We start from the raw sequence: 26,030 nt of genomic DNA, 5'->3' as shown, positions 1-26,030 counted from the left end.
ACTGTCATCTACAATAGTATTCACTGGTCTGGGAACTGCACGGATATCTGCTGGAACTGGCATAAGAAAGCCTCCTTTTTATATAGTCCTATTATACCATAGTCGGACTATATAATCAAGTTTTCTTTGTCCCATTTTACAAAAATCTGATGTCAAAGTGCAGTAAAAATCAGGGAAAATGATGCGGTTTACCAAGGATTTTTGCCTTTGGTGCACTCATTTTCTGACAATTGAAGTAACAAACCGCGGATTTAGGGGCTTAACCTATAGTCCGACGATTTGGGAAAGTTTTAGTTTAAAGTTGGTAGTATTCGTTAAGTCTTTAAAAAAACACCCTCACCAGTATACCGCTGGCGAGGGCACTTTACATATTCATAAAAAGCTATTTCTTTTTTGATACAGCAGCTGTATTTCTCAATAAGTTAATAAGTTCAATCCTTCTTATACTTTACATATATAAATGCTGCCAGTGCAAGCACCGGAATGCCCGCTATCAGGCCATTTGGTGCAGCTCCCAGAATCCTGAATTTATCAAGACCAGTTAGTGTTACAGTCAGCGGAATCGTAGCTGCTGCATTGAAGGCTCCGTGGAAAATAGCAGGATACCAGATGCAGTCAGTCTTTTGATATACGTAGTCGCACAAAATCCCTAAAGCAACAGTTATAGCGCAGAACAAGATCATCCCAACAATAGGAAATCCCAGATAGTCCTTGCCGTACTCGTATCCTGTAAAGATTATAAGAGGCCAATGCCACATTCCCCAGATGATGCCGCCAATGATCCAGGCTTTTTTCTGTCCGAATTTTTCTCTAAGTGCTGGATACATGTAGCCTCGCCAGCCTGCCTCTTCGCCTACAGCTGGGAACATGTTGATAAGTGGTGCATAGGTAAGGCAGGCAATGCAATTTATGATAATATATGTGCCATATGTCATTCCTGTAGAAGTAATCGTATCAAGCCCTTCCTGCCCCGCAACTGCCACAAGATAAGAGCCTGTAAGGTCAAAGTGAGATCTGAAAACACCAAAATATAGTAACGCTCCTACAATTGTTAATATAGCAGGCACAAACCATGCAAAAAGAAACTGCGGCACGCAGCCTTTGATCCTAGGCTTCCAGCCAATTTCCTTAATCCTGCCACCTGCAAGCATAACAGAGATCAGAGGGATGAACATCATTCCTGCAATAAGGTACTGAACAGCAGCAACAAGAATCATGTTAGCGCCTGCATTATCCTGTTGTAATTTGTAATTCATAAATGCTGCAAAGAACTGAATGAGATAGGCAAGGCCAAAGGTCCATGCCAGATATTTGTAAAGAGTTTTTGTATTTGTGTCTAATTCCTTCATGTCTTTTTTCCTCTTATATCTTCCTAATACCGCTATGTGCACGCGATATTCTAATATATCCGCTACATTTTATATTTTTAAATCTCAATACCATTTATATGATCTTTGAATTGTGAGTTGCTCTATTTTTCGCCTCAAACAATTAGTGCAGATCAAACTCAGGAGGCTCGTCCAGATGTTGCGAAACGTACTTGCCATCTTTTTTGCGCTGTTTGACGCACTCAGTAAGTAAATATTCAATCTGTCCATTGACGGAACGAAAATCATCTTCGGCCCAGGCGGCTATAGCATTGTAAAGATTTTCGTTAAGTCGAAGAGGGACTTGTTTCTTTTCCGCCATATCAGTACAGACTTCCTGAGTTTACTATAGGCTGTGCATCATGGTTGCCACACAGAACCACGAGGAGATTTGAAACCATTGCCGCCTTACGCTCCTCATCAAGATCAACCATTTTCTTCTCACTAAGTCTCTCAAGTGCCATCTCGACCATTCCAACAGCGCCATCAACGATAAGCTTTCTGGCATCTACTACTGCGCTTGCCTGCTGTCTCTGAAGCATTGCTGCTGCAATCTCAGGAGCATAGGCAAGATATGTGATCCTGGCATCTACTATCTCAAGTCCTGCATTTTCAACCTTAGACTGGATTTCCTGTCTGATTCTCTCAGCAACAACCTCGGTCGAACCGCGAAGGCTTCCGTCGTCAGCCTTGCCATCGCCTGTAGTATCTATATTTTCAGTGATATCGTATGGGTAGAGCTTAACTACATTTCTAACAGCGGAATCGCACTGAAGAGAAAGGTATTCCTTGTAGTTATCCACAGTAAATACTGCCTTGGCTGTATCTGTAACCTTCCACATTACTGCAACAGCGATTTCCACTGGATTTCCAAGAATATCATTGACCTTCTGCTTGGAATTACTAAGTGTCATGACCTTAAGAGATATCTTTTTATCTACTCCTGTCTTAAGCTCCGCAGATGCGCCTCCAAGCTGATTTGAGCCAATAAGAATGCTTCCTATGCCACTCTTCTTGTTATCTGAAATATCTCCGCTCTGTCCAAGCTTGGTCTCAGCAGCAGGATTGAAGGCTGTGCAAAAAGGATTTACAAAAAAGAATCCGTCTCCTTTTAAAGTCCCAACGTACTTACCAAAAAGTGTAAGAACAAGGGCTTCTCCTGGCTTTAAAACTTTAAGTCCCAGGAAACAAATCCATCCAAGGCACAAATACAGCAGGCAAATAACCATCAGCGTTATCGTTAATCCAGTAAAATCCTTAGACTCACCAAGAATCGCAAAGTACACAACTCCTACAGTTGCCAGCACATACAAAGCTATTGTAAGGCAAAGTACTGCGATTCCATTTTTGTGTCCACTAATTACTTTTTCATTAATGTTCTCGTTCATATCTATACCTCCTCATAATTCCATTCAAATGCACATCCAAGCTTTCTCAGCATGCAAATCCATATACTGTGCTATCTTTTGTCTGTACATTCTCTTTTTTAAATTATTGCTAATGAAATTTATTTGATATCATTATGATATCATTTGTATTCTTTTTGTCAATACGATATTTATATCGTAATGTGAATTTTTAAATTCCGGTTTTTAAAGCAAAAAATAACAAAAACGGAATTTACTCTTGCACATAGTTTTTGATACTATCTCATAGGTTATCTGTCTGTTAGGGAGGAGATTTTATTACCTATTTATATTTATATGCGTAATTTATATGTTATAAGAAAGACTCCTGGCGCACGCCAGGAGTCTTTTGTATTTCTCTACATTGAATCTGAATATTATCTATACACTATGCCTCAGAGCCATATACACGCATATTAGCATCATCTGCAAATGCATGTACTTTCGCCACTTCAATGTACTTTCGCCGCTTCAAATGCTGATTGTCACAAGGCAGCCGCAAATAATCCATTTGGCAAAATGCCAATTCCCATCAAGCTGACATATCCTCTAATGTGAAGTATGACATCTTCTCATTAAGTGTCTCTGCCATATCACGAAGGTCTGCAGCTGCGTCGTTGATAAGAGCAAAGGTAGCGTTAAGCTCTTCCATAGAAGCATTTGTCTCCTGAGAAGAAGCTGCATTCTGCTCAGAAATTGCAGCAAGCTCAGCCATGATGTCTGAGAAGCTTGCCTTAAGGTCATTGAGGAGGCGGATCTTTTCAGCTATTACTTTTGTTGAGTTTTCAACATTGTTGACGTTATCTACTACATTGTCCATATCATTCTTGGTAGATGTAAGCTGTGCGTTCTGCTCCTTCATATCCTGTCCAAGCTGACCGATAGTATCAACACTCTTCTGAGATTCCTTTACAAGGGTCTCTACAATAAGGTTGATCTTCTCAGCAGCCTCTTTTGACTGCTTGGAGAGGTTGCCAATCTCAGAAGCTACTACTGAGAAGCCCTTTCCGTACTCACCTGCTCTTGCTGCCTCGATTGTAGCATTAAGAGAAAGAAGGTGCGTCTGACCTGCAATGTCAGTAATGATATTAGAAGCTTCCGCAATATCCTTAACAGAGTTATTTGTAAGGAGGATTTGGTCGTTGATGTCCTTCATTGAATTCATGACAGTGTCATTCTTGTCCATAAGATTTCCAAGTGTATCCACTGTACGCTGAGCGCCTGTAAGCATCTGGCTTGCTGCATTTGAAAGAGCTTCAACCTTAGCTGTAATATCCTCAATGCTATCGCCCATTTCGTTTGTGTTAGTTACTGAGTTCTCTACACTTTCTGCCTGAGAAGTTGCGCCACGGCTGATATCCTCAACTGCATTTGTTACCTGCTGTGCTACCTGAGAAGCTGTCTCTGCTGAATTTGCGAGGCTTACGCCTGAATTTGTAACGTCCTCAGAAAGCTTTTTAGTTGCGCTGATAACATCCTGAAGCTTATCTCTTACCTGAGCTGAACTTGCAGCAATAACGCCAAGTTCATCTTTTCGGTTAAATGTACGATCATTTATATAAAAAGAAAGTTCGCCATCTTCAAGGCTCTGAAGTCCGCCAATGATATCACGGATTGACCTTGTAGATCTTGTAATGATGATTCGGGCAACTCCCCAGTTAAATAAAAAGAATCCAAGGAAAGTAAAAACAATTGCTCTTCCTGCAGTTTTCAAGTTGTCTGCAACAATAGAAGTATCGCGACCTGCAAAGATCATTCCTGCAACAGTTCCATCTGTGTTCTTTAAAGGAAGATAGTATGCATACCAGTCCTGGCCTGCGATTTCAAAGTTAGTTGCAAGGTACTCATTCCCTTTTGCTATAACTTCTGCAACCACGGTATCTGATGCCTTTGTTCCTTCCATTCTAAGTCCAGTGTCTGCATCTTTAAGAGATGTCACGAAGCGTGTATCTCCATAGAAAATTGTATAATGCATATTTGTCTTGGCGCTAAGAGCATCCAGCTGTTCCTGATAGATGTCGTGGACAGCTGTCTCACCCTTCATAAGTTCTCCGTCCTCAGAAAGATGCCAGTCTCCCTCAAACTGATGAGAAACTTCATCATCAAGCAGTACTGCTGCTGCGTGCAATCCTTCTGATAAAGATGTGTAATATGCTTCCTGAATGTGCCTGTAGCCAATATAGCCTACAAGCGCTGCCATTAAAAGGGCAAGCGCTGACGCGATAAGAATAATACCGCGCACCATGTTTCTTGATTTTTTCTTCATAATAAACCTCTCTACATAAACAATAAAAAAAGCATAGGAGACACGTCCCATGCTTTTGATAATCCTAACTAAGTAGAATGCAGCTGGCTGACATGTTAAAGTCCCTATAGCTTTGCGCCGCAGGCTTTCGCCTGTTTTGCCAAAAATATTTTTGAAACAACGAGGATTATAATGAAAAAATTTTATTAATGCAATATAAATTTTTTATAAACTTATTTTTCTATTACAATTCACTATAATCTTTCGGTAAACCGAAATGATATTAGCAATGATGTAGAAACTATTTCTTCAAAACCGGTTTCCATAAACAATATGCCCTAACCATTTAAAAAACTATCCCATCCTTGAAGTACTGGAAAAATAGGTCTGCGCCTGCCATGCACATTGCAAAAAAGCTAGTCATGATCATTAGAAAAATAGCTGCTTTGTCATACACAATCTTCTCTGTAAGGAAATTGGAGATAAGTAGTTCAACACCAAGGCCTATTATCATAAAAGGCCAAAGTCTGAAGATTATTTCATAGGACATGATTCCAGTAAACATGTGGACTACAAACAGGATTCCAAAGGCAATCAGTGAAAGGCCCGTAGTAACTGAACCAACTCTGTGGGTTCTTGTATACTTAACTTTCTGATCTGAAACTTCTTTTTCATTAACAACCAATGTTTCTTCCATTTTCAGCCCTCCCCGACAAGTTCCTTTTTCTTGCCTCTGATAAGGATAATACCTGCAACTATCAGCACAATCGCAACAACAAGACTAGGGATGTTATCAAGTAAAGGATATATGTCGTCCCAATAGCCCTCTGGGATATAGCGCAATATAATATCTGAAATGTATCCCCAAGCCATGGATAGTCCAACAAGAATCAACGCATAGGCTCCAATCTTGCGCAATGTTTCTGCCTTAACCTTAAAGGCATTTGTAGTTACAAATTCTTCCCAGATGTACTTGTCCTCAAATGCAGCAAAACTCTCATCATCAAGACCTGCCACATTTCTTGCATGGAAAAATCCAAAGCAATATACAAGCATCAAAATAAATAATAAAAAGTCAATTCTCATAGTTGTTATCGCTCCGCACAACAGAGCGAATATAGCAAGAATGCTAAATCCATTTTTCATAAAGCCCATGTACATTTCTGCTGCTCCAGGGCAGAAAGAAAATATAAAAGTAAAAAATTTGTTCTTTTTCCTTGGTTTCATTTTAATTTACCTCCCATTTCAAAAATGAAGTTCTCAAAACCACCTATTATGCGATCTTTTCTTCTCTTATCGATTGCTTCTTCTCTGGTAATTGTATTATTCTCGTCATTTGTCTGCACTTCACCAGAAATTGCCCAAACCCTTGCTCTCTCCTGACTAATAACCTCATCCCTTGTAGGAATCCTGTCACGAGAATCTGTAATTCCTGGAGTAATAAGTAGTAGCAAAAGAGCTGCAGCTATAGCAAATACAACTTTTGCCGAGTATCTGTATAATTCAGCCATGCTTTTTTCAGGTTTAGCTGAAGGTTTTTCTATTTCAATCTTTCGCAGTACTTCTGACTTTATCTGGGCAGGAGCTTTTATAAGTCCCTCTTCTTCCACATTATTTATCAATCTTTTTAGTTCTTCATCAGATAAGTATCTGTTGTTTTCATTCATGAAAGAAAATCCTCCTTTCTCACCATTTTTTGTAGCATTTCTCGAGCTCTGCGGATCCTTGTCTGAACGGATTTAAGTGGCGTATCGGTTTTTTCCGATATTTCTTTTGCCGTCATTCCATCAGCGAAGTACATCTCCGCAGCAAAAGCATAGGTTTTCGGCAGATTATCACATTTTTCCCTAATGTTTTCCACAACATCTCTTGCAAGAAATTCTTCAAAGGGTCCATTTCGTGAGGCTGCTTCAGGCATTTCCTCCTCCGCAGTAGGAGTTGCCCTCCTCTCCGCGGCTTTTAGATAGTCGATGCATTTATTAGAGGCAATCCTGCATATCCAGGCCTTTTCTAAAGCTTCATCCAGGCTCTCCAAATGCTCGTAGGCTGAAATGAAGGTCTCCTGAGTAATATCCTCTGCACAGAAATAGTCTCCTGTCATTTTGAGACAAATAGAGAATACGAGATTCTGATATTTATTCATCAGCTCTATTAACTTTTCCTTAGAATCTGTATTCCCCAATTTCAAGCTCCCACGCGTGTTTTGGATATTTATCATTTGCTCTTCTATTATATAAAACGAAGCAGAACCAAAAAAGTCTTCAAAAATTGAAAAAAATTTTGAAGACTTTTGCTCATGATTTATTGGACATATTTTTACAGGATCAAGCTCTCTGCAAGATCCTTTAGTTCTTTTTTTCTATCATTTAAAAGAAGAAGCTTATTGTATTCATAGTAGGCTTCATTGCCAGTTTCCCTGACAAACTTAAGACTGTAGTAAGCCTTGGACAACTCAGTTATGAAGATTACCATCTCCTGGCTACCGGAAAGTGACTCTTTATCGCCAAAGGTTTCTTCTATAAATTTAAAGGAATTTGTGAGGTGTTCCCCGGTCTGCTTGTTTCGCTCCTGGCGGGCATTTTCCCGGTCATTGAACCAGCTCTTTATATCTTCTGTGATCTGACTTGCATTTTTTGTAAGATCAGCATCAGCAGAAACTCTTGCCTCATACTCGTAAAGAGCAGCAATTGTAAATCTTTGTACTCTCTCATCCTCCCTGCTAAGAAGACCAGCATCAAGGCTATCCGCAAGCTCTTTTTCAAGCATAGATGCCTTTTCTTCGAACCAATTTGCGGATGCATCACGACTTTCACCATTTGCAGTCGCCACTGTGATGAACTCTTTTATCAGTTCAAATAACTTTTTCTGCACAGCCTGATCCTGAGCGTATTTGCGGAATTCTTCCATGAGCTTATCTGTAAGAAGTCCGATAATACTTAGTTTTTCGTCAAAAGAGCCATCTCTTAAGGCCTTCTTATCCTCTGGGAATCTTCCCTCTAAAATATCAGGAATCTTATAAAGCTCGTTGTATCTGCGATAAAGTTCATAATAAGTAGCAAAATCCCTTGCTATATCAACATTCTGGAGGTACTGAACTGTAAGATTCTCATCAACAGCTATTCCAAGCTTTTCATGTACCTTTATAACTCTTGATAAATCCTCCCAGCCTCTTGCTGTTACAAATTTTCTGCCGTCAGCATCAGTCTTTATGCTGTAGAAATTATCTTTTTTAATCTCGAGATAAGCTATTATGGAACCATGAACGCCAGCCTTATAGGCGTAATTTTTCCAGGCCTCAAAGTCCTCCTCAATATTTATCTGACGGACACGGTCAAGGGTAACAATATCAAAGTCCCTCACAGATTTATTGTACTGAGGCGGATTTCCGGCAGTTACAATAACAAAACCATCTGGGAGCTTGTGACTTCCAAAGGTCTTATACTGAAGAAACTGAAGCATAGTTGGAGCAAGTGTTTCAGAGACGCAGTTGATCTCATCCAGGAAAAGAATTCCCTCCTTTATCCCAGTTTTTTCAATCTGCTCATAAACTGCTCCGATGATCTCGCTCATGGTGTATTCCGTCACAGAATATTTTTTTCCACCAAATTCTTTTTCAGAAATCATTGGAAGGCCTATTGCGCTCTGCCTTGTGTGGTGAGTTATGGTGTATGAAACCAGATTAACAGAAAGTTCATGGGCAATCTGTTCCATAACTGCTGTCTTACCAATTCCGGGAGGTCCTATAAGAAGAATTGGCCTTTGTTTCTCTGTTGGAATCTCATATTGTCCTGCGTCATCCTTTTCAAGGTAAGCACGAACTGCATTTTTAATTTCTTCTTTTGCCTGATCTATGTTCATGGTTGTTCTCCTACTATTTTTGTTAACATGCAAGCATGTACGCATTTTGACTTTTGACTTTTGACACCTATATGATATACGAATTGCTCCATGACTTACGTCATTCTCGCAATTCTACAAATATTCGGAAACCGCTAATTTACTGCGTAAATTGCTAATTCCTCATATTTGTTCGGGTCATAAAGTCATAATGCTTAACATGCAAGCATGTACGCATTTTGACTTTTGACACCTATATCATATATATAGTTTCAGTGCCCAGTCCGGAACTTTTTCATCGTCATAATCCTCATCCTGCGCAAATACAAATGCTGTATCATAGGTGGTTGGCTTATCCGGATATATTCCAAATCCATCTGTGAAATAGATAAGACCTTTAAGGTTTTCAAATTTCTTTTGCTGTCTTAGTTCTTCTACCTGTTCAAAAACAGGTCTAAAGTCGGTTCCATAGCCACCTTCCACATGAACTTCTGACGAATATTTATACATCTCATCCTTATTTTCTATAAAATCTATCCTCTGGATCTGGTTGTCGCACTGGATCACGCAGATTTTTATCCTCTGGAAAAAGTTATCTCCTCCCAAAAGAAGAGCCGCTGTCTCATTTAGGAAACGCTGAACCAGAATGTCCTTGCAGGATGCTGAGGTGTCAATTGCTATGACAAGCTCCTGTATCTTTTTGACTTCTCGGAACTCATTTTCCTCTATAAGAGGCATGTTTCCGTAAAAATCCATGCCAAAAGAATACATTCCATAATCAAAGCTATCAAGATCTATCCCGCCTTCCTCACGCAGAACCTTGAACCTGTTTAAAAACTCCTTGTAGTCTGTATGTGAGGTGTTTTGTATTTTTAGTAGCCAGGATAGTTTTCCAAGTCTGTCACTGTTTTCTTTTCCAATTGTCTCTATTTCAGTCTGGATGCGCTTTCCCTCTTTGTCCCAGTTTTTCTGAGCATTCTTGATTTTTTGAAGTCTGCGGGGATTTATATATTTGGTCTTCTTCCTGTCAGTGTCATTATCAGGATTTTGTCCGCCTCCCTGAAGCTGATCATTCCTATCATTATCCTCATCTTTATTGTCTTTATCTTTGCTGCCTTTATCTTTATTGTCTTTATTTTCTTTTATATCAGGGCTGTCAGAATCATCCATGGGCGGAATATCCTTATCCCTGGCCTTGTCATTATCTTTATCCTGCTCACCACTTTGATCAGAATCATCCTCTACATCCTGTAGCCTTGTCCAGAAGCCGTGGTCATCAAGTTTAAACTCTCTCTCAAGTTTTTCCAGTTCAAAAACATCAAGCTCATGATCTTCAGAAAAATATTTATACAGCCGTTCAACTGTGAGAACCTTTATCTCTTTTTCAAGTAATGCGTACCAATTATCCCTGTAGTCAGAGGATACTCTGTAAATGCACTGATAGTCCATTCCGTCCAGGATAGACTCAACAACTATGTCCGCACACAGATCAAAGAGTCTCTCATTTTCATACCTTGCTGATGTATACATATGCATAAATATGCAATGAAGAAGCATATGAAGATAGGTGCGGTTTAGCTTGCCTGGTTCCTCCACAAATAGCCGCAGCACGTGGTTTGGATTAAATCTAATGCTCACTGCATCAGTTCCTACCGTAGTTGTAGAAAGATCCATCTCGTAGCCCAGACTATTAAGGGCCCCGCCAAAAAAGCGCATATCTATATAAAGCTCTGTCCTTGAAGCCTCAAGAACACGCTTGCCTGCCTGTTCAAGTTCTAATCTCTTATTGGGTATCATCGTCACCCTCATGTTTTTATCTCTTTTCCTACTCAGAAAATATGTTTTCTCTAAGTTTATAAAATGGAGACATACCCCTTAAACATGATAGCACATGAAAGCGTGGTGTGCATAACACATCAGCGTATTCACTTGCCGTTCTTTTATAGCCAAAAGCGCCGCAGGAAAAACTCCTGCGGCGCCAATATAACTATACCCCTAAATTAAATACCCTCAATTATTGAAAAACTTTTAAATTATTTCGAATGAATAATCACTAAAATCTGCCTTGAGCGCGATCTTGTGCCCTCCATTAGTCCAAGTAAAGGTCATAACACTTCCGTTTGTCTGAATATCAAGCTGTGCATCAAAGCCAAAGGCAGGATTTGTGTTACGAAGTCTTAATAGTTCAAGCTGCTTCTGCACTACATCCTTCTTCATGGCTTCTTCTATCTGTGGAAGGCTAAGGTTTGTTCTGTTGATTTCCTTGTGTCCACCGGCTCCAGCGCGCTTAACTGCTTCATGGTCATTCTTGCCAGCAAAAAGATCAAGATACCAAACCTGTGGCTTACCTGGCATGAACATCTGGATTGCCCTTGCAAAGAGCATCTTCTTGTCATCATCTCCCAGAGCACTGTAGTAGGTAGCATTTACCTGATAGTACATGTTCTTGGCTCCGTGAAGATCCTTGACAAATCCGCCTCTTCCAACGATAGTCTGGATCATCTCTTCGATATCTTCATCAGACAGGATTCCCTTAAGATCAAGAAGAGGAATACCATCGTGGCAGCCTAACATGTTGACTACGCGGATTTTCTTTTCCTGAATCTCTCTAGCCCACTTTACAAGCACTTCTCCGTCCTTGTGCTCAATTGCATAGATGAGCAGTCCTGGCAGGAAGAAGTCGTAGGTCATATAGCCCTTATCTGCAACTGTTTCATAGATCTTTTCCTTGTAACTTGCATGAATCTCAGGTAAAAGAGATACATTAAACTCATCAGCAAGCTTCTTGACCTTTTCAAGCACATCCCAGGTATCTGGCTCGTTGAGGAAGTTCTTCTTGCCTGGCTCCTTGGGTGCATAGGCAAAGGCATCAAGTCTTACTATTCTTGCGCCATATCCAGACAGAGTCTTTAATGTATTGCGGTAGTGCTCCCATACAAGATCAGATTTGATGTTAAGATCCATCTGTCCCAGGTAACGTCTTTCTGACTCAAGAAGGTCAACTACTGCATCCTTGTATTTCTCATATCCTGTGAAGTCTATTTCTGAAGGTTTCTTGCCTTCATCAAGTCCCTTGCAGACTCTCTCAGAAAGTCTCTGAGCTGCAAGATACTGAATATCAATCTTGTCCATAAGGTCCTGGGCATCAGGGCGCTTATACTGAACCTCCTGATAGAAGGTGTTCCAGTAAGGAACGTCCTTGCCATCTGGCATTCTCACCATGAGGATTGGAAGTCCTGGCTTTCTAAAGAACATATCCTTAATGTACTTCTGATCTGGCTGAATATAGCCTTCAGGAGTCATCTCTCCGCAGCCTTCCCAGAACTTATTCCAGTTGATGAAGAAGTCAGCATACTTGGACTTCTCACCGTTTTTAACAAGATCCTGGAACTGTGGTGAAAGAACTGACGCGTGATTTAAGATAAAATCAAGCTTTAGGTTAATTCCAAGTTTATCCAGCTTTGCAAGGTCATCTTTGTCTGCAAGTTCTTCATTGATTCCGTAGTCTATAACTGAAAAGCCACGGTCAAGATCAGTATTAAAGATACTTGGAAGGATGTAAAAAGACTGAAATACATCCTCAAACTCTTTTTTAGAAAGAACTGATACTATATCTGATAATGTTCCGCCCATGCTATCTGGATAAGCATTGAGCATAGGTCCGTTATCCACTAAATTCTTACTCATTAAAATCTCCTATTTTCTCTATTTCGGCACTCTGCTTGAAATATGCAACATCAGCTAAAAATCAGAGGTTGTATAGTTTCTTGAAATCCTCATAACTTATAAGTTCACCGGCCTTAGTGATAATGATCTTAGCCTTGTGAGCCTGTGCTACGAGTTTGTTCTGTTCAAGCTCAAGAACCATCATAGTAAATGGGCTGTCAAGCTTACCATCTCTGTTTCTGCTACGTCTGTGCTCAAGTGTCTCCTGTGGAGTGCTGTTGAGAAGAACCGGGATATCCACCTGTGTCATGTAGTCGCTATTTCCATGGGTCCACTCAACAATAAGAACCTGTTTCTGAGACATATCTACTTCATCGTACCAAAGAGAAGCTTCATCCCTTCCCATTCTCTTAAGGAAAAGCTTGTCTGCACCATCCTTGAAGGCTTTCATGATCTGATCAACTTCCTCAAAGTCTGTCTCCTTTGGAGTTCCAAGATATTCATCAAGGCACTTTCTGCCGCCCTCAAGGTAGCTTCCAAACCATGTGTCAGTTTCTGCATGTGCAGCATTAGCGTCGTCTTCTGCAATCTGCCATTTCTTCAATACTTCCATGTTCTGAGCAGACATGACACCTGCGTCAACCATTGCTCTTATGCCGCCTTCTCTGAATACATGAAGTCTTTCAGCATCATTGTACATAGGAATACGATGTGGATAATTATCTCCAGACATTGTATAACTGCCTATTCCCATCTGCTCGAGCAAATATGACAGGCATGACGCAATTTCAGATTTCCCCACTCCAGAACCACCGCAGACAGCAATTACTGCTCGTCCGTACTTGTTTTCCTTGAAAGTCTTTTCAAGTTCATCTACTAATTTAGAAAAGATAGTCTTAGCCTTGGCTGTATGACTATCACCAATTTCAACTTTATCTCCAGGCATATCACCATGTGGAATATCGGCAGGAATTGTAATTGCTGCCACTTTTTCTTTTGCTCCGGAAAGCTTTGCAATTACTTCATCGGAACTAGCTGCTATTCTATTGTATTGTTTGTTCATAATTCTCCTCTTTCTTTAAAAAAGGCACTTTGCATGATCCAATAATAGAACCACCCATAAATTGAATTGCGTGCAATTGTACCAAACGCCAAACGTTTTTCCTGTTCAAAATGCATAAATATACATTGAACACAACTTATGTTTTTGACAACTTATGTCCCACCGTGTTATTTTGAACACAAGATACAATAACTTTTTTTCTTTGTAAAGACCAAAATAATTTATGATCACAATAAAAGAGATTGCAAAACAACTAAATATGAGCACTACGACGGTTTCAAATGTTATCCATGGAAAAACCAGCGAAGTGTCTGATGATACAAAAAAGAAGGTCCAGGAATTTTTAGACAAGGTTGACTACGTCCCAAACATAAGCGCACGAAATCTGGCGCAGAACGAGTCCAAGATCATAGGGCTTGCCCTGAAGGCAAGGGCTGACAAATATGAGAACCTGATCATGGATCCTTTCGTTTCAGAACTTATAGGTGGTGTGGAGGAAACCATCAGAAATGCCGGTTACTTCATGATGCTGTACATTTCAAGTGACACTACAGAAATCATGCGCCATGTCTCTACCTGGAATGTAGATGGCCTGATTCTTTTTGGTATGATTGGTGATGATGGCATCCGTGTCAGTGAGAAATATAAAAAGCCAATTGTCTGCATAGACACATACAGTATCGAGGGGCTCAAGCATTTCACCAATGTTGGACTGGATGATGAACAGGGAACATATGACATCACAAACTATCTCATCAAGCAAGGTCACAAGAAAATAGCCTTCCTCTCAGATAATATGACAGGTGTCGATCTTGCCCGATTGAACGGTTACCAGAAAGCGCTTGCAGATGCAGGACTCAAATACAAGCCTGACAACTTCTTAAAGATCCGTCCCAGAACTGAAGACATCGAGGAAAGTTTGGAGGAAATCTGCAAGAGATCCAAAGACTTTACCGCTATCGTTTGTGTATCAGATCTTTATGCTGTAACACTTATGGCAGCCCTTGAAGATCGCGGCATTTCTGTTCCAGATGATATTTCGATTGTCGGTTTTGATGACAATATGCTGGGTAAATACCACAGGCCAGCTCTGACAACAGTTCATCAGGATATCAAGTTAAAAGGAGTTACTGCCGCTGATACGCTGCTTAAACAGTTGTCAGGTCAGAAAACTCCTAATCAGATACAGCTTCCAACAAAGCTCATCATAAGAGATACAGTAAAAAAGGTTAACTGAATGGTTAACCTTTTTTGTTTTACAGACTATTTCTGATACTTTGCATTGTACATTTTGTACAATTTGACTTTTGCGCATAAGTTTTGTTTTTTCGCTATATTGCGTATATTTGTTTATTATTATTTTATATTTTAATAAAAAATTTATACACCCGCAGAGCTTGTCATATGTGGCTTTGCGGTTTTTTGCATTTTTGTGTTCTAGTTTTTTTGCGTTTTTGGCTTGTTTTTTGTGCATTTGTGTGGTATTTTGAAATTAGCGTACAACTTATGCGCAAAAGGAACCACCAATTTTTTAATGTGTTATGGCAAAATGCACAAAAGGAGGATTACAAAATGAAAAAGAAACTCATGTCAGTTCTTTTAGCTGGCGCTATGGCTGCTTCACTTGTAGCTTGCGGCGAGACAGCTGCTGACACAACAACAACTTCATCTGACAACACAGAGTCACAGACAGAAGCTCCTGCTGCAGAGACACCTGCTGCAGAGACAACTGATGCAACTGCATCTGTTGAGCCTGTTCGTCTTCTTAATGGTAAGCCTGAGATTGATGCTCAGATGCAGGCTCTTGCAGCTAAGTACCAGGAAGAGACAGGTAATGTTCTCACAGTTGAGACAATCGGCGGTGACACAAATGCTTCTGATGAGCTCAAGAAAATGTATCAGGCAGATAACATGCCAGATATCTTCGTTATCGAAGCTAACCAGACAGCTACTTGGGACGGAATGCTTGCAGATCTTTCAGATTGCGAATGGACAGGCAAGACAGGTTTCGAACTTGTAGATGCCAGCATGGGAACAATCGGATTCCCTTACACTGTTGAGGCTACAGCTCTTGGTTACAACGCTGACCTTCTTGCTAAGGCTGGCGTAGATCCTTCAACACTTACAAGCCCTGATGCTTGGAAGGCAGCTTGCGAAACACTTGATGCCAAGAAGGATGAGCTTGGAATCACAGCTGTATTTGGTTGGTGCGCAGAGCCTGCAAACCTTGGATGGTCTTCAGGTACACACGTATTTGGTCAGTATCTTGACGCTGGACTTAAGGCTGATGACACAACATACATCGACCTTCTTAACGACGGTGGTAAGATCGACGAAGAGAGAATGACAAAGTTTGCTGAGTTCATCGGCATGATGAACCAGTATTCAGATCCTGCTCTTCTTGTAGACGGCACATATGATAATCAGGTTGCTGGCTTCAAGGATGGCAAATATGTATTTATCACACAGGGTAACTGGTGCGTAACATCTCCTGATGACGTATCATTCGAGTGCGGATTCGCTCCTTATGCATTTGAGGATGGAATCAACACAATCATCGCTGGACCACCTTCATACTGGGTAGCTTACTCTGAGGGTAATGTTGATGGTGCTAAAGCATTCTTTAACTGGTGCGCAGGCGACTCAGCTCAGAACATTCTTGTTAATGACGCTGGTCTTGTTTCTCCATTTGATGATTGCCAGTACGAGGCTGTTAACCCATTCTATAAGAGCATGAAGAGCTACATCGATGCTGGTAACTATTCAGGATGGCACACAATGCTCAAGAAGGACGGCCTTCAGAACACAACTTGCCAGGTATTTGCTGACTATGCAAAGGGCAAGATTGCAACAGCTGAGGACTTCACTTCTACAATTTCTCAGGTTATCACAAGCTACTACAACAACTAATAATGTTGAACTTAGGGGGCAGGGCTTAATGCCCTGCCCATTTTTAACTAACTTTCCACTAGATTTTTGAACTTTCTTTTTACTCACGAAAGGGGAATTACACATGAGTACTTTTTCTATGACAAGAAAATTAACTTCTTTTGTAAGCCTCATCGCGGGAATTGCGCTTGCAATCGGGGGACTTATCCTTGCTATACTAGGCCAGGGTAAAAGCTACAGGGGCGCAGTACTTGTGTGTGGCGTTTTACTTTTCTTTTGGGGACTATATCTTTTTCCAACACTTAAACATCACCGCACAATCATAAACATAATATTCCTGTTTCCTCTTCTGTTTGCATTCGCAGTAACAGTCATAATACCGCTTGTTCTTGGTATTGGTTACTCATTTACTGACTGGAATGGAATCAGAATCAAAAATGTTGTTGGTATTGCCAACTATGCCAGAATGTTCAGGCAGCCGAGCTTTTTATGGTCAATTCTCATAACATTCTTATTTGTAGTATTTAACATGATTCTTGTTAACCTTGTTGCTTTCCTGCTTGCTCTTTTGTGCACTTCCAAGATCAAGGGCCTCGGATTCTTCAGAGCAGCATACTTCCTTCCAAACCTTATTGGTGGAATCGTACTTGGTTACATTTGGCAGTTCATTTTCAGTAACGTAGTTACTAAGTTTACTGGAACTTATTCAATGCTTTCGGATACAAAGACAGCCTTCATGGCTATCATTATCGTATATATCTGGCAGTACGCAGGTTATATTATGCTGATCTACATCACTGGTCTTAACACTATTCCAGGCGATGTACTTGAAGCATCTGCCATTGACGGTGCTAATCCTACTCAGACTCTTTTTAACATCAAGATTCCTATGATTGCACCTACAATCACAATCTGTACTTTCCTTACACTTACATCTGCTTTCAAACAGTTCGATGTAAACCTTGCACTCACAAATGGTACTGGTTCAGTTAATTTCCTTGGAAACTATCTGACAAACGGTACAGAAATGCTGGCACTTAACATCTACAGCACAGCAGTTATCAACAACGAATATGCCTTCGGTGAAGCCAAGGCCGTTCTGTTCTTCATAATACTTGCAACTGTTTCAATAGTTCAGGTACGTATATCTAATAAGAAGGAGGTGGAATTATAATGCATAGAAAAGAGAAAACATCCAGCGTAGTAATAAGACTTATTATCGCTATTATAATTGCTATTTATGTATTATTCCCATTCTTCCTTGTTGTTATCAACTCCTGCAAGCAGACAGATGATATAACAAGAAATCCTATAGGCTTCAATGGAGCAAGTTTTGAACAGCTCTTTTGTAACCTTAAGGATGTTATCGGTAACACACACTTCCTGTTCTGGCAGGCATTTGGTTATTCACTTCTTATTACAGTAGTTTCCCTTGTACTTCTTGCTTTATTTGGAGCAATGGCTGCATGGGTCATCTGCCGTAACAAGACAGTTTGGTCAACAGTTATCTACTTTACCTTCATCGCATCCATGATAATACCTTTCCAAGTAGTAATGCTCCCACTTATATCTACCTTCCGCGATGTTGGTAAGTTTATTGGTATTCCTATGCTTCAGTCCGTGCCAGGTATTGTATTTGCATACCTTGGCTTCGGCGGAGCCATGACAGTATTTATCCTTAACGGATTTATCAAGGGAGTTCCTTATGATCTTGAGGAAGCTGCATCTATCGATGGTTGCTCACCTGAGCAGACCTTCTTCCAGATCATCTTCCCACTTCTGACACCTGTTATCACAACAGTTTCAATCCTTAATGGTATGTGGATCTGGAATGACTACCTTCTTCCTTCCATGATGCTTGGTCAGAATGGTGCAGTTAAGACTCTTCCTGTAGCAGTTCAGGCTTTCGTTGGATCTTATGTTAAGCAGTGGAACATGATCCTTGCTGCTGCTCTTCTTGCAATCGTACCAATGGTGATTGTATTCCTTATCGCTCAGCGTCAGATCATGGATGGAATGATCGAAGGTGCTGTAAAGGGCTAAGAAACCTTGCTAAGGTTCCCTGTTAATCTCAAATATAGAAAAGAGGCTGTCGCTGACAGCCTCTTTTTTTATTTCTTGACACTATATTTGTTAGGGTCAAAGTGAATACTTAACCTTATCCTCTACGCTGATAGATTCACCAATCTGAACCTCAATAAGCTTGAGTTCTGTATCTGCAAATACTGTATGCTTGCATCCAGCCTGCATCTTGATAACATCCCCAGGAGCTACCTTCTCTTCTATTCCCTCAACAACAGTTCTACCTGTTCCTGAAATCACAACCCAAACCTCATCTCTGTGGTTATGGCTGTGATAGTTCATAGAGTGACCGGCATTTAATGTAACCTTAATGGTCATGCTACCAGGCTCAACATCAATAACCTTGAAATTACCCCAGCTCTTTTCAGCAAACATGATCTGCTGCTCAAAGCTGTCAACAAATGGCTTGATATATGAGCTCTGTTCCTTGTCAGAAACAAGGATTCCCTCTGGAGAAGCAGATATAACAACATCTGTAAGTCCCATAGCAAGTACAGGAACATCCATTTCATTTACAATATGTACACCCTTACAGGTCTCATTTAAAACGCCCTTACCTACAACGCTCTCTTCCATGGCTTCTGTAAGAGTATTCCAGGTTCCAAGATCCTTCCACTGTCCGCTAAAGCGCATAACCTGGATCTTGTCCTCTTTTTCTACTACTGCATAGTCAAAAGAAATCTTGGTAAGAGTATCATATTTCTCAAACAAATCCTGATAGTTTGTAAAATCAATAAGTTCATGAGCCTTATCAAGAACGTACTTGAGCTTGTAGGCAAAAACACCACCGTTCCAAAGTGCGCCCTGGCTGATGTACTCTTTAGCAACTTCCATTGAAGGCTTTTCCTTAAAAGTAGAAACGCTGCTTACTTCATCCTTGGAAGCAGGGATGATATAACCATATTTCTCAGAAGGATATGTGGGCTCAATTCCCATAAGTACAAGATTGGCCTCTCCCTTATCAGCCTGCTGTGAAAGGGCCTTTAAAGCGTCAAAATAGTCATCCTCAACATAAGGATCTACAGGACATACAACAACTGACTCTTCAGGATCAACTCCCTGAACATCTACAAGATATGCTGTAGCAAGAGCAATTGCAGGGAAAGTATCCCTTCTGCATGGCTCGATTGAAATACCTACATCTTCCCCAAGCTGATTGTGGATAGATGAAACCTGGGCCTTACTAGTTGCTATAGTTACTGTAGCATCCTGATCCACGCGCTTTATCTGACGATAAACTCTCTGCACCATGGATTCATAGGATCCGTCTTCCTTTTTAAAGATCTTTATAAACTGCTTAGATCTGATATCGTTTGAAAGTGGCCAAAGGCGCTTTCCTGAGCCACCGGACAAAAGTACAATATTCATTTTCTTCCTTACTTCTTCCTTATTATTTATTATGTGCATAAAGAGAAAATCATCCGTGATAATCTCGGGCTAAATACAGCAACATTTATGCCACATGACACTATACCATTAATTTATAAGACCCTGAAAGAGAAATTTGTAAAAATCTTCTCTTCCAGGGTGCAAATTATAAAGTCATCGCTTTTAAACTATATCTTAGAATTTACTGCTAGGTCCATTGCTTACTTCGTGCAAATACTTAAAGCTATATTATTACTGAGCGCTGCTTGCAACCATGTTGTCCTGATTCTGCTGTATCACAGAAACATAATAAGCATACAGATTCTTGTAAGTATCCTTACTATAGTGAAGACCATCTGAAGAGCTAAATCCAGCCTGTGAAAGATATGAGTAACTGTCAATCCACTGTACCCTTGGATCAAGACCTTCCTTGAGCTTATTATTAAAGCTCTCAATCTGGGCATTGGATACACTTGCGCAGCCTGCTCCAACAGGAGTAACAGAAGCATAGTAAACAGTAATTCCAGCACTTGTCCAGGCACCAATGTTTGAATTAACAAGTTTGATATACTTATTAGCATTGGCAAGGTCATTGACTCCAAAGTTAATGATCATGACTGTTCCCTGGCCTGCATACTCAGGAATAGCAGGAAGAGCTGTATTCTTGAAATAGCTATATCCCTCACCAATCTTGGCAATATAGGCCTTGTCAGTTGATCCAACTGCGTTCTGAAGCTGTACAGTCCTGGAATCTCCAACAAAAAGGAATGGAACTCCTGGCATCTCGCTTACCATATAATCGCCTCTAATATATCCAATAAGGTCATTATAAAGAACTTCAAACCAACCATTGTCGGTCACTCCGGTAACTGAAATCTCAGTTCCCCAGGTCACCTTACCAAGCTTGTCATAGTCTGTACCTGCTCCTGAACGAACATTTACAGTATCGCTTGCAAACATCTTGGCTACAGTCTCATACTCTGTTACGGTAAAAGCTGTAAGTGAAAGCTCTGCTGCATTTTCCTTGGCCTCAACAACTGTTGTCTCTGAATCCTCCAAGCCAGCTGACTCTTCAATGTCATCAGATAAGGCAGTTTCTGTTCCATCCGCATTAAGGCAAACAGCCTGCACTCCGCTCTCAGATTCGTATACTACAGTATCTGCATTCTCTGCGGCCATCAGATCACTTCTATCATTAATAATGGCAGTAGCTACTGTCTGAGCCCTGTCTCCTTTGATTCCAATGATAAGAGCTGCTGAAAGAATTGCTGCAAATGCAAAAAGTATGATTAGGTTTTTCTTTTTTTCTTTGTGCATGTTCATAATATCACCATGTTCATTACGAGCCTTAAGTAGTAAATATAATCAGTAAACAGCTCGCCAAATATAAAAGTTATTCCCTCAACCTCACAAATTTTACATTAGACGTAACAATATGTCAAATTTGACTAAAAAGTATCAACCTCTTATAATATAACATGCCTATTTTTGAGCATGTTCAAATACTTGCCAAACAGGTACAATAAATTGGATCATAGGATCTATAAATACGGATCAATGATCACAGAAACTTATTAATATTAATATAGAACAAAATGACGCAAAACGATAGGAGAAATTATGTGCGGAATAATTGGTTATATTGGTAAGAGAAGCACTAAAGAGATCCTTCTGGATTCACTTGAGCTTTTGGAGTACAGAGGCTATGACAGTGCTGGAATAGCTCTTTTTCCAGAGGGCGAGAATGAGCCTATAGTAAGAAAGATCGCAGGACGTGTATCTAACCTTAGAGAGGTCTGCAAGGATGTTACAGAGGAGTCCTGTGCAGGAATCGGACATACACGTTGGGCTACACACGGTGGAGTAAGCGATGCCAATGCTCATCCACATCATCATGGCAAGGTAACACTTGTACACAACGGTATCATCGAGAACTACAAGGAACTTATCAAGGAGTACGATCTTAAGGGCAAGCTTCTTTCAGAGACAGATACTGAGGTTGCTGCTTCTATTCTTGATCACTTTTATGATGGTGACCCAGAAAAGGCTATCAAGGAGACAGTAAACGTACTTAAGGGAACTTTCGCTTTTGCTATTCTCTTTTCAGATCAGCCTGGCAAAATTTACGCTGTACGTAATGTAAGCCCAATCGTTGTTGCCATGACAGATCACGGTGCACTTCTTGCATCTGACGTAGCTGCTCTTGGTGTGCATGCCAAGGAATACGCATTTCTTCCTGAGTATCATATTGCATGCCTTTCATCCAAGGGAATCCTTGTTCACGACGAGAAGAAGCATGAAGTACCGCTTCAGCTTATGACAATCGACTGGGATACAAGCCGCGGTGGCAAGGGTGGATATCCTTTCTATATGGAAAAAGAAATTCACGAACAGCCAGACGCTATTAAGGACACTGTTTCACCTCATATTGTAAATGGTAAGACATCCTTTGCAGAGGAGGGAATCCCTGATTCACTCTTTAGAGAAAATCAGAACATCGTAGTTATTGCCTGCGGAACAGCTATGCATGCCGGACTTATCGGACAGCAGCTCTTCCACACTCTTGCAAACATCCACACAGATGTAGCAATAGCTTCTGAGTTTACTTATACTAACCCTGTTATCAAGCCAGGCACTCTTGTGATCGCAGTTTCACAGTCAGGTGAGACAATTGATACACTTGAAGCTATCAAGTTTGCCAAGAAGAAGGGCGCCAAGGTTCTTTCTATTGTAAATGTAAAGGGCTCTACAATTGCCGATAACAGTGATTATTGCATTTATACACATGCAGGCCCTGAAATTGCCGTAGCCAGCACCAAGGCTTTCACAAGCCAGGCGTCAGTGTTCTATCTTCTTGCTATACATGCAGCAAGACTTAACGGTCTTCTTTCAACAGAAGAAGTAAGCCACTACCTTGACGAGCTCACACGAGTTCCTGAAATCATCAGCCAGATTCTTGAGAAGAAGTCTATCGTTCAGAAGATGACCAACAAGTTCCTCTCTCACGATCAGGCATTTATGATTGGCCGTGGACTTGACTACTCACTTCTTCTTGAGGGATCACTTAAGCTTAAAGAGATTTCCTACATTCACTCAGAGGCTTATGCTTCCGGCGAGTTAAAGCATGGTACTATCGCTCTTATTACTGACGGAATTCCTGTAGTTGCTCTTGTAACTCAGACAGCACTTGCCTCCAAGGAATATTCAAACATCCGCGAGGTACAGTCTCGTGGAGCAAGCGTTCTACTAATAACAAGGGAATCACTTTACAAGGATATGAACATTCCTGAGGAAGATACATTTATCCTTCCTGAAATGGATGATCTGTTCATGACATTCCCTGCAGCAGTAGTAATGCAGCTGATCGCATATTACACATCCTTTGCCAAGGGCTACGATGTAGATAAGCCACGTAACCTTGCCAAGGTTGTAACAGTAGAATAATATAACGCAATAAAAAGAGCCTTCACTTTGATTGATATGATTCAAAGTGAAAGCTCTTTATTTTTTCTTTTTATGCGAAGTTAACTGCTCCGCTTCCCTTGGCTGATGTTTTAGAAAATTTAAGCTTTTCAGCCTTCTTTTCCATTATAAAGCCCAGGACTCTTGGGTTAATATTCTCAATCTCGCAGCCAATGGCATTGTAGCCGCTTATGCTAAACTTTCTGACTATTACGCCATTTAATACAAGCTTGGGGCTGAGCTCATTTTTCATAAATTCAAGCTTGACCTTATCGCCTACATTAAAGCCTGTATTCTTACCGACCATAAGTGAAAAACCACGAAGAGAGATATCGTGAAGCACTACGCTTATATGTCTTGTCTTGTTTATCACAGCATTGCCCATAAGCTGAACACTGTAACGCTCTGCCTTTCGCTGATGGTTTCCAAGTAAGATTTCCTTTCCTGTTATCACATGGAAATCTGTCCCTGCAAAATCAACCCTGCTGATAGTATCAGCCTGGAATACATGCTTAACCCCACAAATTGTTTCCACATATTCGAAATGAGCATTAGAACAAATATCTATAAGGCGACCATCCACCATGACTGGTGTGATCAAAATTCCGTCACCGTAACGGGTAAGAACAGTTGCATCAACAGTCTTGTTCTGATTGTTATGAACCAAATTGATGGTTATTTTTGTTGCCTGCGGTATGTCGTATATTTTCATACCGGTATATTATCTTTTTTCGTCAAAAATCACAAGAAAAAAGTGTGAACTCTTTGTGTATTCTTGTTGATTTATCAACAAAATTTCAACCAAAAATGTGGAAACTGTAATTATATATCCTAGTTTCCGTTGTATGCAATGTTTTAGCTAACTTCAAGGCCTTCCATCTGTGCAGTATACAGATGATAGTAATCTCCCTTCTTGGCCATAAGCTCTTCATGGCTTCCACACTCAGTTATGCCACCCTCGTTTATGTACATGATCTTGTCACATCTTGTGATTGTGGATAACCTGTGAGCAATGATAAAGCTTGTTCTTCCAGCAAGCATTGCATCAAGGCCCTGCTGAAGGGCTTTTTCAGTCTGTACATCGATACTTGAGGTTGCTTCATCAAGAACCAGAATTGCAGGATCTGATAAAAGAGTTCTGGCAAAAGAGATAAGCTGCTTTTGTCCCTGAGAAAGAAGCGCACCTCTTTCTTTTACCTCTGTTCTATAGCCGTCACGCATGCCCTTAATGAAAGGATGGGCACAAACAGTCTTGCTGGCTCTCCTGATCTCTGCTTCTGTGGCATCAAGCTTGCCGTATCTTATATTATCCTCAATCGTTCCTGAGAAGATAAAGCTGTCCTGAAGCATGATTCCCATCTGAGAACGAAGAGACTTAAGAGTAACCTTTGAAATATCCTGGCCATCGATCAGGATTCTTCCGCTATCCACGTTATAAAATCTTGAAATAAGGCTGACAATAGTACTCTTTCCGGCACCAGTTGGTCCTACGAGAGCAACACTCTCTCCTGGCTTAACACTAAAGGATACGTTATGGAGTATTTCTTTTCCCTTTTCATAGGAGAAGGATACGTTTTCAAAGGTAACCTCGCCCTTAACCTTCTCCATCTCCACAGCATCAGGAGCATCATCTACAGTTACAGGCTCATCCATAGTCTCAAAAATTCTCTCAAGATAAGCCATATTGTTGATAAAGCCATTAAAGATATTGCCAAGGTTCATGATAGGCTGCCAGAACCTTGATGCATAGCTGGATATAGCCACAATAGTACCAAGAGTCTCGCTTCCCTGTGAAAAGATAAGGAGTCCAAAGAGGAAGATTGAAGCACGGACCAGAACTGATATAGTGTCGATTCCAGGCCACACAAGTGTACTGTAGCCAACAGCTGTCATCCAGGTCTTTCTGCAGTTACCTGAAAGGGTCTTAAAAATCTCAGCATTTTCTTCTTCTCTTGCAAAGATCTGTGTGATCCTTGCTCCTACTATATTTTCCTGAAGGTAAGCATTAAGGTTTGAGTTCTTGTTGGAAACTGCCTGCCAGGCCTTTCTCTGCTTATTCTTTATCCAGAACATGAAGACCATAAGAAATGGTACACCTGCCATAACAACAAGGCTCAGTTTCACATCAACTGCAAACATAAACACCACAATGAAGATCAGGTTGATGATCTCAAGGATAACGTTTATAAGACCGTTACTTAACATATCTGACACTGAGTTTACATAGTTAACTACTCTTACCAGGATTTTTCCCTGAGGTCTGTCATCATAATACTGAAAAGGGAGCTTCTGAAGATGTTTAAAAAGATCTGCCCTTATCTGATAGATTATATCCTGACTGACATTGATCATGATGTAGGAACGAATTGTAGTAAAGATAACGCTCACTACAAAAAATGCAGCTACATAAACCACAAGTCTGTACAGCATTGCCATATCCCCATTAGGGACAGCAACGTCCAGAGCCTTTTGAACAATCATAGGGCTCACAAGAGCTGCCGCTCCGCCAAGTGCTGACAGAATAAGTGCAAGAACCATCTTGCCAGCATGTTTTCTAATATACACCCAGGCCCTTAAAAGGTGTCGTATATCAAAAGGCTCTTCTAAGATTTCGTCTTCTTTATATGTATTTCTTCTAGCCATTT

Annotated in this window: 21 protein-coding genes and 1 riboswitch; of the genes, 5 read left to right on the top strand and 16 right to left on the bottom strand. The window is 40.6% G+C overall.

Features of this window, described 5'->3' with window-relative positions:
• Positions 1–431 precede the first annotated feature (431 nt).
• From BLO53_RS10285 to BLO53_RS10230, 12 genes are all read right to left on the bottom strand, one after another.
• Positions 432–1,349: a CPBP family intramembrane glutamic endopeptidase gene (locus BLO53_RS10285; protein WP_092061168.1), complete on the bottom strand. Its 918-nt coding sequence runs from the start codon at positions 1,347–1,349 to the stop codon at positions 432–434.
• A 142-nt stretch (positions 1,350–1,491) separates the two neighbouring features.
• Entirely contained in the window at positions 1,492–1,689 is a 198-nt protein-coding gene (locus BLO53_RS10280) for a PTS ascorbate transporter subunit IIC (protein ID WP_026490445.1), read from the bottom strand.
• A 1-nt stretch (position 1,690) separates the two neighbouring features.
• The gene (locus BLO53_RS10275; RefSeq protein ID WP_092061172.1) at positions 1,691–2,743 is read right to left on the bottom strand and encodes an SPFH domain-containing protein; all 1,053 of its coding nucleotides are present in this window, start codon (positions 2,741–2,743) and stop codon (positions 1,691–1,693) included.
• A gap of 562 nt (positions 2,744–3,305) precedes the next feature.
• Positions 3,306–5,039: a methyl-accepting chemotaxis protein gene (locus tag BLO53_RS10270; RefSeq protein ID WP_092061166.1), complete on the bottom strand. Its 1,734-nt coding sequence runs from the start codon at positions 5,037–5,039 to the stop codon at positions 3,306–3,308.
• Between the two features lie 75 nt (positions 5,040–5,114).
• A riboswitch (cyclic di-GMP riboswitch) is annotated at positions 5,115–5,190 on the bottom strand.
• A 174-nt stretch (positions 5,191–5,364) separates the two neighbouring features.
• Positions 5,365–5,715 (bottom strand): LiaI-LiaF-like domain-containing protein, encoded by a 351-nt coding sequence (locus tag BLO53_RS10265; protein ID WP_092061164.1) that lies wholly within the window; start codon positions 5,713–5,715, stop codon positions 5,365–5,367.
• A 2-nt stretch (positions 5,716–5,717) separates the two neighbouring features.
• Positions 5,718–6,245, bottom strand: a complete 528-nt coding sequence (locus tag BLO53_RS10260; RefSeq protein ID WP_092061162.1) for a hypothetical protein — start codon at positions 6,243–6,245, stop codon at positions 5,718–5,720.
• Positions 6,242–6,685: a hypothetical protein gene (locus BLO53_RS10255; protein WP_092061160.1), complete on the bottom strand. Its 444-nt coding sequence runs from the start codon at positions 6,683–6,685 to the stop codon at positions 6,242–6,244. The genes BLO53_RS10260 and BLO53_RS10255 overlap by 4 nt, the downstream gene beginning before the upstream one ends.
• A complete protein-coding gene (locus BLO53_RS10250) occupies positions 6,682–7,200 on the bottom strand; it encodes an RNA polymerase sigma factor (protein ID WP_176757246.1) in 519 nt (172 codons plus the stop codon). The genes BLO53_RS10255 and BLO53_RS10250 overlap by 4 nt, the downstream gene beginning before the upstream one ends.
• A gap of 134 nt (positions 7,201–7,334) precedes the next feature.
• Positions 7,335–8,876 carry an ATP-binding protein gene (locus BLO53_RS10245; RefSeq protein WP_092061156.1) on the bottom strand — a complete coding sequence of 514 codons (1,542 nt, stop codon included), beginning with the start codon at positions 8,874–8,876 and terminating at the stop codon, positions 7,335–7,337.
• A 237-nt stretch (positions 8,877–9,113) separates the two neighbouring features.
• Complete coding sequence (locus tag BLO53_RS10240; protein WP_176757245.1) at positions 9,114–10,652, bottom strand: vWA domain-containing protein; 1,539 nt, start codon at positions 10,650–10,652, stop codon at positions 9,114–9,116.
• Positions 10,653–10,883: 231 nt separating this feature from the next.
• Positions 10,884–12,542, bottom strand: coding sequence for an alpha-amylase family glycosyl hydrolase (locus BLO53_RS10235; RefSeq protein WP_092061152.1), 1,659 nt, complete (start codon positions 12,540–12,542; stop codon positions 10,884–10,886).
• Between the two features lie 61 nt (positions 12,543–12,603).
• On the bottom strand, positions 12,604–13,584 hold the full coding sequence (locus BLO53_RS10230; RefSeq protein ID WP_092061150.1) for an adenylylsulfate kinase: 981 nt from the start codon (positions 13,582–13,584) through the stop codon (positions 12,604–12,606).
• 223 nt (positions 13,585–13,807) lie between these two features.
• Between BLO53_RS10230 and BLO53_RS10225 the strand changes: the two genes are divergently transcribed.
• The 4 genes from BLO53_RS10225 (at position 13,808) to BLO53_RS10210 (ending at position 18,516) form a co-directional block, all read left to right on the top strand.
• A complete protein-coding gene (locus BLO53_RS10225; protein WP_092061148.1) occupies positions 13,808–14,821 on the top strand; it encodes a LacI family DNA-binding transcriptional regulator in 1,014 nt (337 codons plus the stop codon).
• Between the two features lie 335 nt (positions 14,822–15,156).
• Entirely contained in the window at positions 15,157–16,494 is a 1,338-nt protein-coding gene (locus BLO53_RS10220; protein WP_092061146.1) for an ABC transporter substrate-binding protein, read from the top strand.
• A gap of 103 nt (positions 16,495–16,597) precedes the next feature.
• Positions 16,598–17,647 (top strand): carbohydrate ABC transporter permease, encoded by a 1,050-nt coding sequence (locus BLO53_RS10215; RefSeq protein ID WP_092061144.1) that lies wholly within the window; start codon positions 16,598–16,600, stop codon positions 17,645–17,647.
• Positions 17,647–18,516 carry a carbohydrate ABC transporter permease gene (locus BLO53_RS10210; protein ID WP_092061142.1) on the top strand — a complete coding sequence of 290 codons (870 nt, stop codon included), beginning with the start codon at positions 17,647–17,649 and terminating at the stop codon, positions 18,514–18,516. Before BLO53_RS10215 ends, BLO53_RS10210 begins: the two co-directional genes overlap by 1 nt.
• A 96-nt stretch (positions 18,517–18,612) precedes the next feature.
• Here BLO53_RS10210 and BLO53_RS10205 read toward each other — a convergent pair whose 3' ends face one another.
• Together BLO53_RS10205 and BLO53_RS10200 are read right to left on the bottom strand one after the other, a co-directional pair.
• On the bottom strand, positions 18,613–19,923 hold the full coding sequence (locus BLO53_RS10205; protein ID WP_092061140.1) for a sugar phosphate nucleotidyltransferase: 1,311 nt from the start codon (positions 19,921–19,923) through the stop codon (positions 18,613–18,615).
• 252 nt (positions 19,924–20,175) lie between these two features.
• Entirely contained in the window at positions 20,176–21,240 is a 1,065-nt protein-coding gene (locus tag BLO53_RS10200; protein ID WP_176757244.1) for an SH3 domain-containing protein, read from the bottom strand.
• Positions 21,241–21,543: 303 nt separating this feature from the next.
• Here BLO53_RS10200 and glmS point away from each other — a divergent pair, with 303 nt between their 5' ends.
• Entirely contained in the window at positions 21,544–23,367 is a 1,824-nt protein-coding gene (glmS, locus tag BLO53_RS10195; protein ID WP_092061136.1) for a glutamine--fructose-6-phosphate transaminase (isomerizing), read from the top strand.
• A gap of 70 nt (positions 23,368–23,437) precedes the next feature.
• Here glmS and BLO53_RS10190 read toward each other — a convergent pair whose 3' ends face one another.
• Complete coding sequence (locus BLO53_RS10190) at positions 23,438–24,097, bottom strand: PilZ domain-containing protein (RefSeq protein WP_092061134.1); 660 nt, start codon at positions 24,095–24,097, stop codon at positions 23,438–23,440.
• Positions 24,098–24,240: 143 nt separating this feature from the next.
• The gene (locus tag BLO53_RS10185; protein WP_092061132.1) at positions 24,241–26,028 is read right to left on the bottom strand and encodes an ABC transporter ATP-binding protein; all 1,788 of its coding nucleotides are present in this window, start codon (positions 26,026–26,028) and stop codon (positions 24,241–24,243) included.
• Positions 26,029–26,030 lie beyond the last annotated feature (2 nt).

Origin of the sequence: Butyrivibrio sp. INlla14, assembly GCF_900102515.1 — a bacterium.
In the GTDB taxonomy this organism is placed as follows: domain Bacteria; phylum Bacillota; class Clostridia; order Lachnospirales; family Lachnospiraceae; genus Butyrivibrio.
This window is presented reverse-complemented; position numbering and strand designations above follow the sequence as displayed.

Excerpts from the sequence above, each read along its gene's own strand:
- BLO53_RS10235 (WP_092061152.1), bottom strand. The coding sequence starts at position 12,542 with ATGAGTAAGAATTTAGTGGATAACGGACCTATGCTCAATGCTTATCCA.
- BLO53_RS10215 (WP_092061144.1), top strand. The coding sequence starts at position 16,598 with ATGAGTACTTTTTCTATGACAAGAAAATTAACTTCTTTTGTAAGCCTC.
- BLO53_RS10230 (WP_092061150.1), bottom strand. The coding sequence starts at position 13,584 with ATGAACAAACAATACAATAGAATAGCAGCTAGTTCCGATGAAGTAATT.
- BLO53_RS10205 (WP_092061140.1), bottom strand. The coding sequence starts at position 19,923 with ATGAATATTGTACTTTTGTCCGGTGGCTCAGGAAAGCGCCTTTGGCCA.
- glmS (WP_092061136.1), top strand. The coding sequence starts at position 21,544 with ATGTGCGGAATAATTGGTTATATTGGTAAGAGAAGCACTAAAGAGATC.
- BLO53_RS10225 (WP_092061148.1), top strand. The coding sequence starts at position 13,808 with ATGATCACAATAAAAGAGATTGCAAAACAACTAAATATGAGCACTACG.
- BLO53_RS10200 (WP_176757244.1), bottom strand. The coding sequence starts at position 21,240 with ATGCACAAAGAAAAAAAGAAAAACCTAATCATACTTTTTGCATTTGCA.
- BLO53_RS10285 (WP_092061168.1), bottom strand. The coding sequence starts at position 1,349 with ATGAAGGAATTAGACACAAATACAAAAACTCTTTACAAATATCTGGCA.
- BLO53_RS10270 (WP_092061166.1), bottom strand. The coding sequence starts at position 5,039 with ATGAAGAAAAAATCAAGAAACATGGTGCGCGGTATTATTCTTATCGCG.
- BLO53_RS10260 (WP_092061162.1), bottom strand. The coding sequence starts at position 6,245 with ATGAAACCAAGGAAAAAGAACAAATTTTTTACTTTTATATTTTCTTTC.
- BLO53_RS10280 (WP_026490445.1), bottom strand. The coding sequence starts at position 1,689 with ATGGCGGAAAAGAAACAAGTCCCTCTTCGACTTAACGAAAATCTTTAC.
- BLO53_RS10190 (WP_092061134.1), bottom strand. The coding sequence starts at position 24,097 with ATGAAAATATACGACATACCGCAGGCAACAAAAATAACCATCAATTTG.
- BLO53_RS10185 (WP_092061132.1), bottom strand. The coding sequence starts at position 26,028 with ATGGCTAGAAGAAATACATATAAAGAAGACGAAATCTTAGAAGAGCCT.
- BLO53_RS10265 (WP_092061164.1), bottom strand. The coding sequence starts at position 5,715 with ATGGAAGAAACATTGGTTGTTAATGAAAAAGAAGTTTCAGATCAGAAA.
- BLO53_RS10240 (WP_176757245.1), bottom strand. The coding sequence starts at position 10,652 with ATGATACCCAATAAGAGATTAGAACTTGAACAGGCAGGCAAGCGTGTT.
- BLO53_RS10255 (WP_092061160.1), bottom strand. The coding sequence starts at position 6,685 with ATGAATGAAAACAACAGATACTTATCTGATGAAGAACTAAAAAGATTG.
- BLO53_RS10220 (WP_092061146.1), top strand. The coding sequence starts at position 15,157 with ATGAAAAAGAAACTCATGTCAGTTCTTTTAGCTGGCGCTATGGCTGCT.
- BLO53_RS10210 (WP_092061142.1), top strand. The coding sequence starts at position 17,647 with ATGCATAGAAAAGAGAAAACATCCAGCGTAGTAATAAGACTTATTATC.
- BLO53_RS10245 (WP_092061156.1), bottom strand. The coding sequence starts at position 8,876 with ATGAACATAGATCAGGCAAAAGAAGAAATTAAAAATGCAGTTCGTGCT.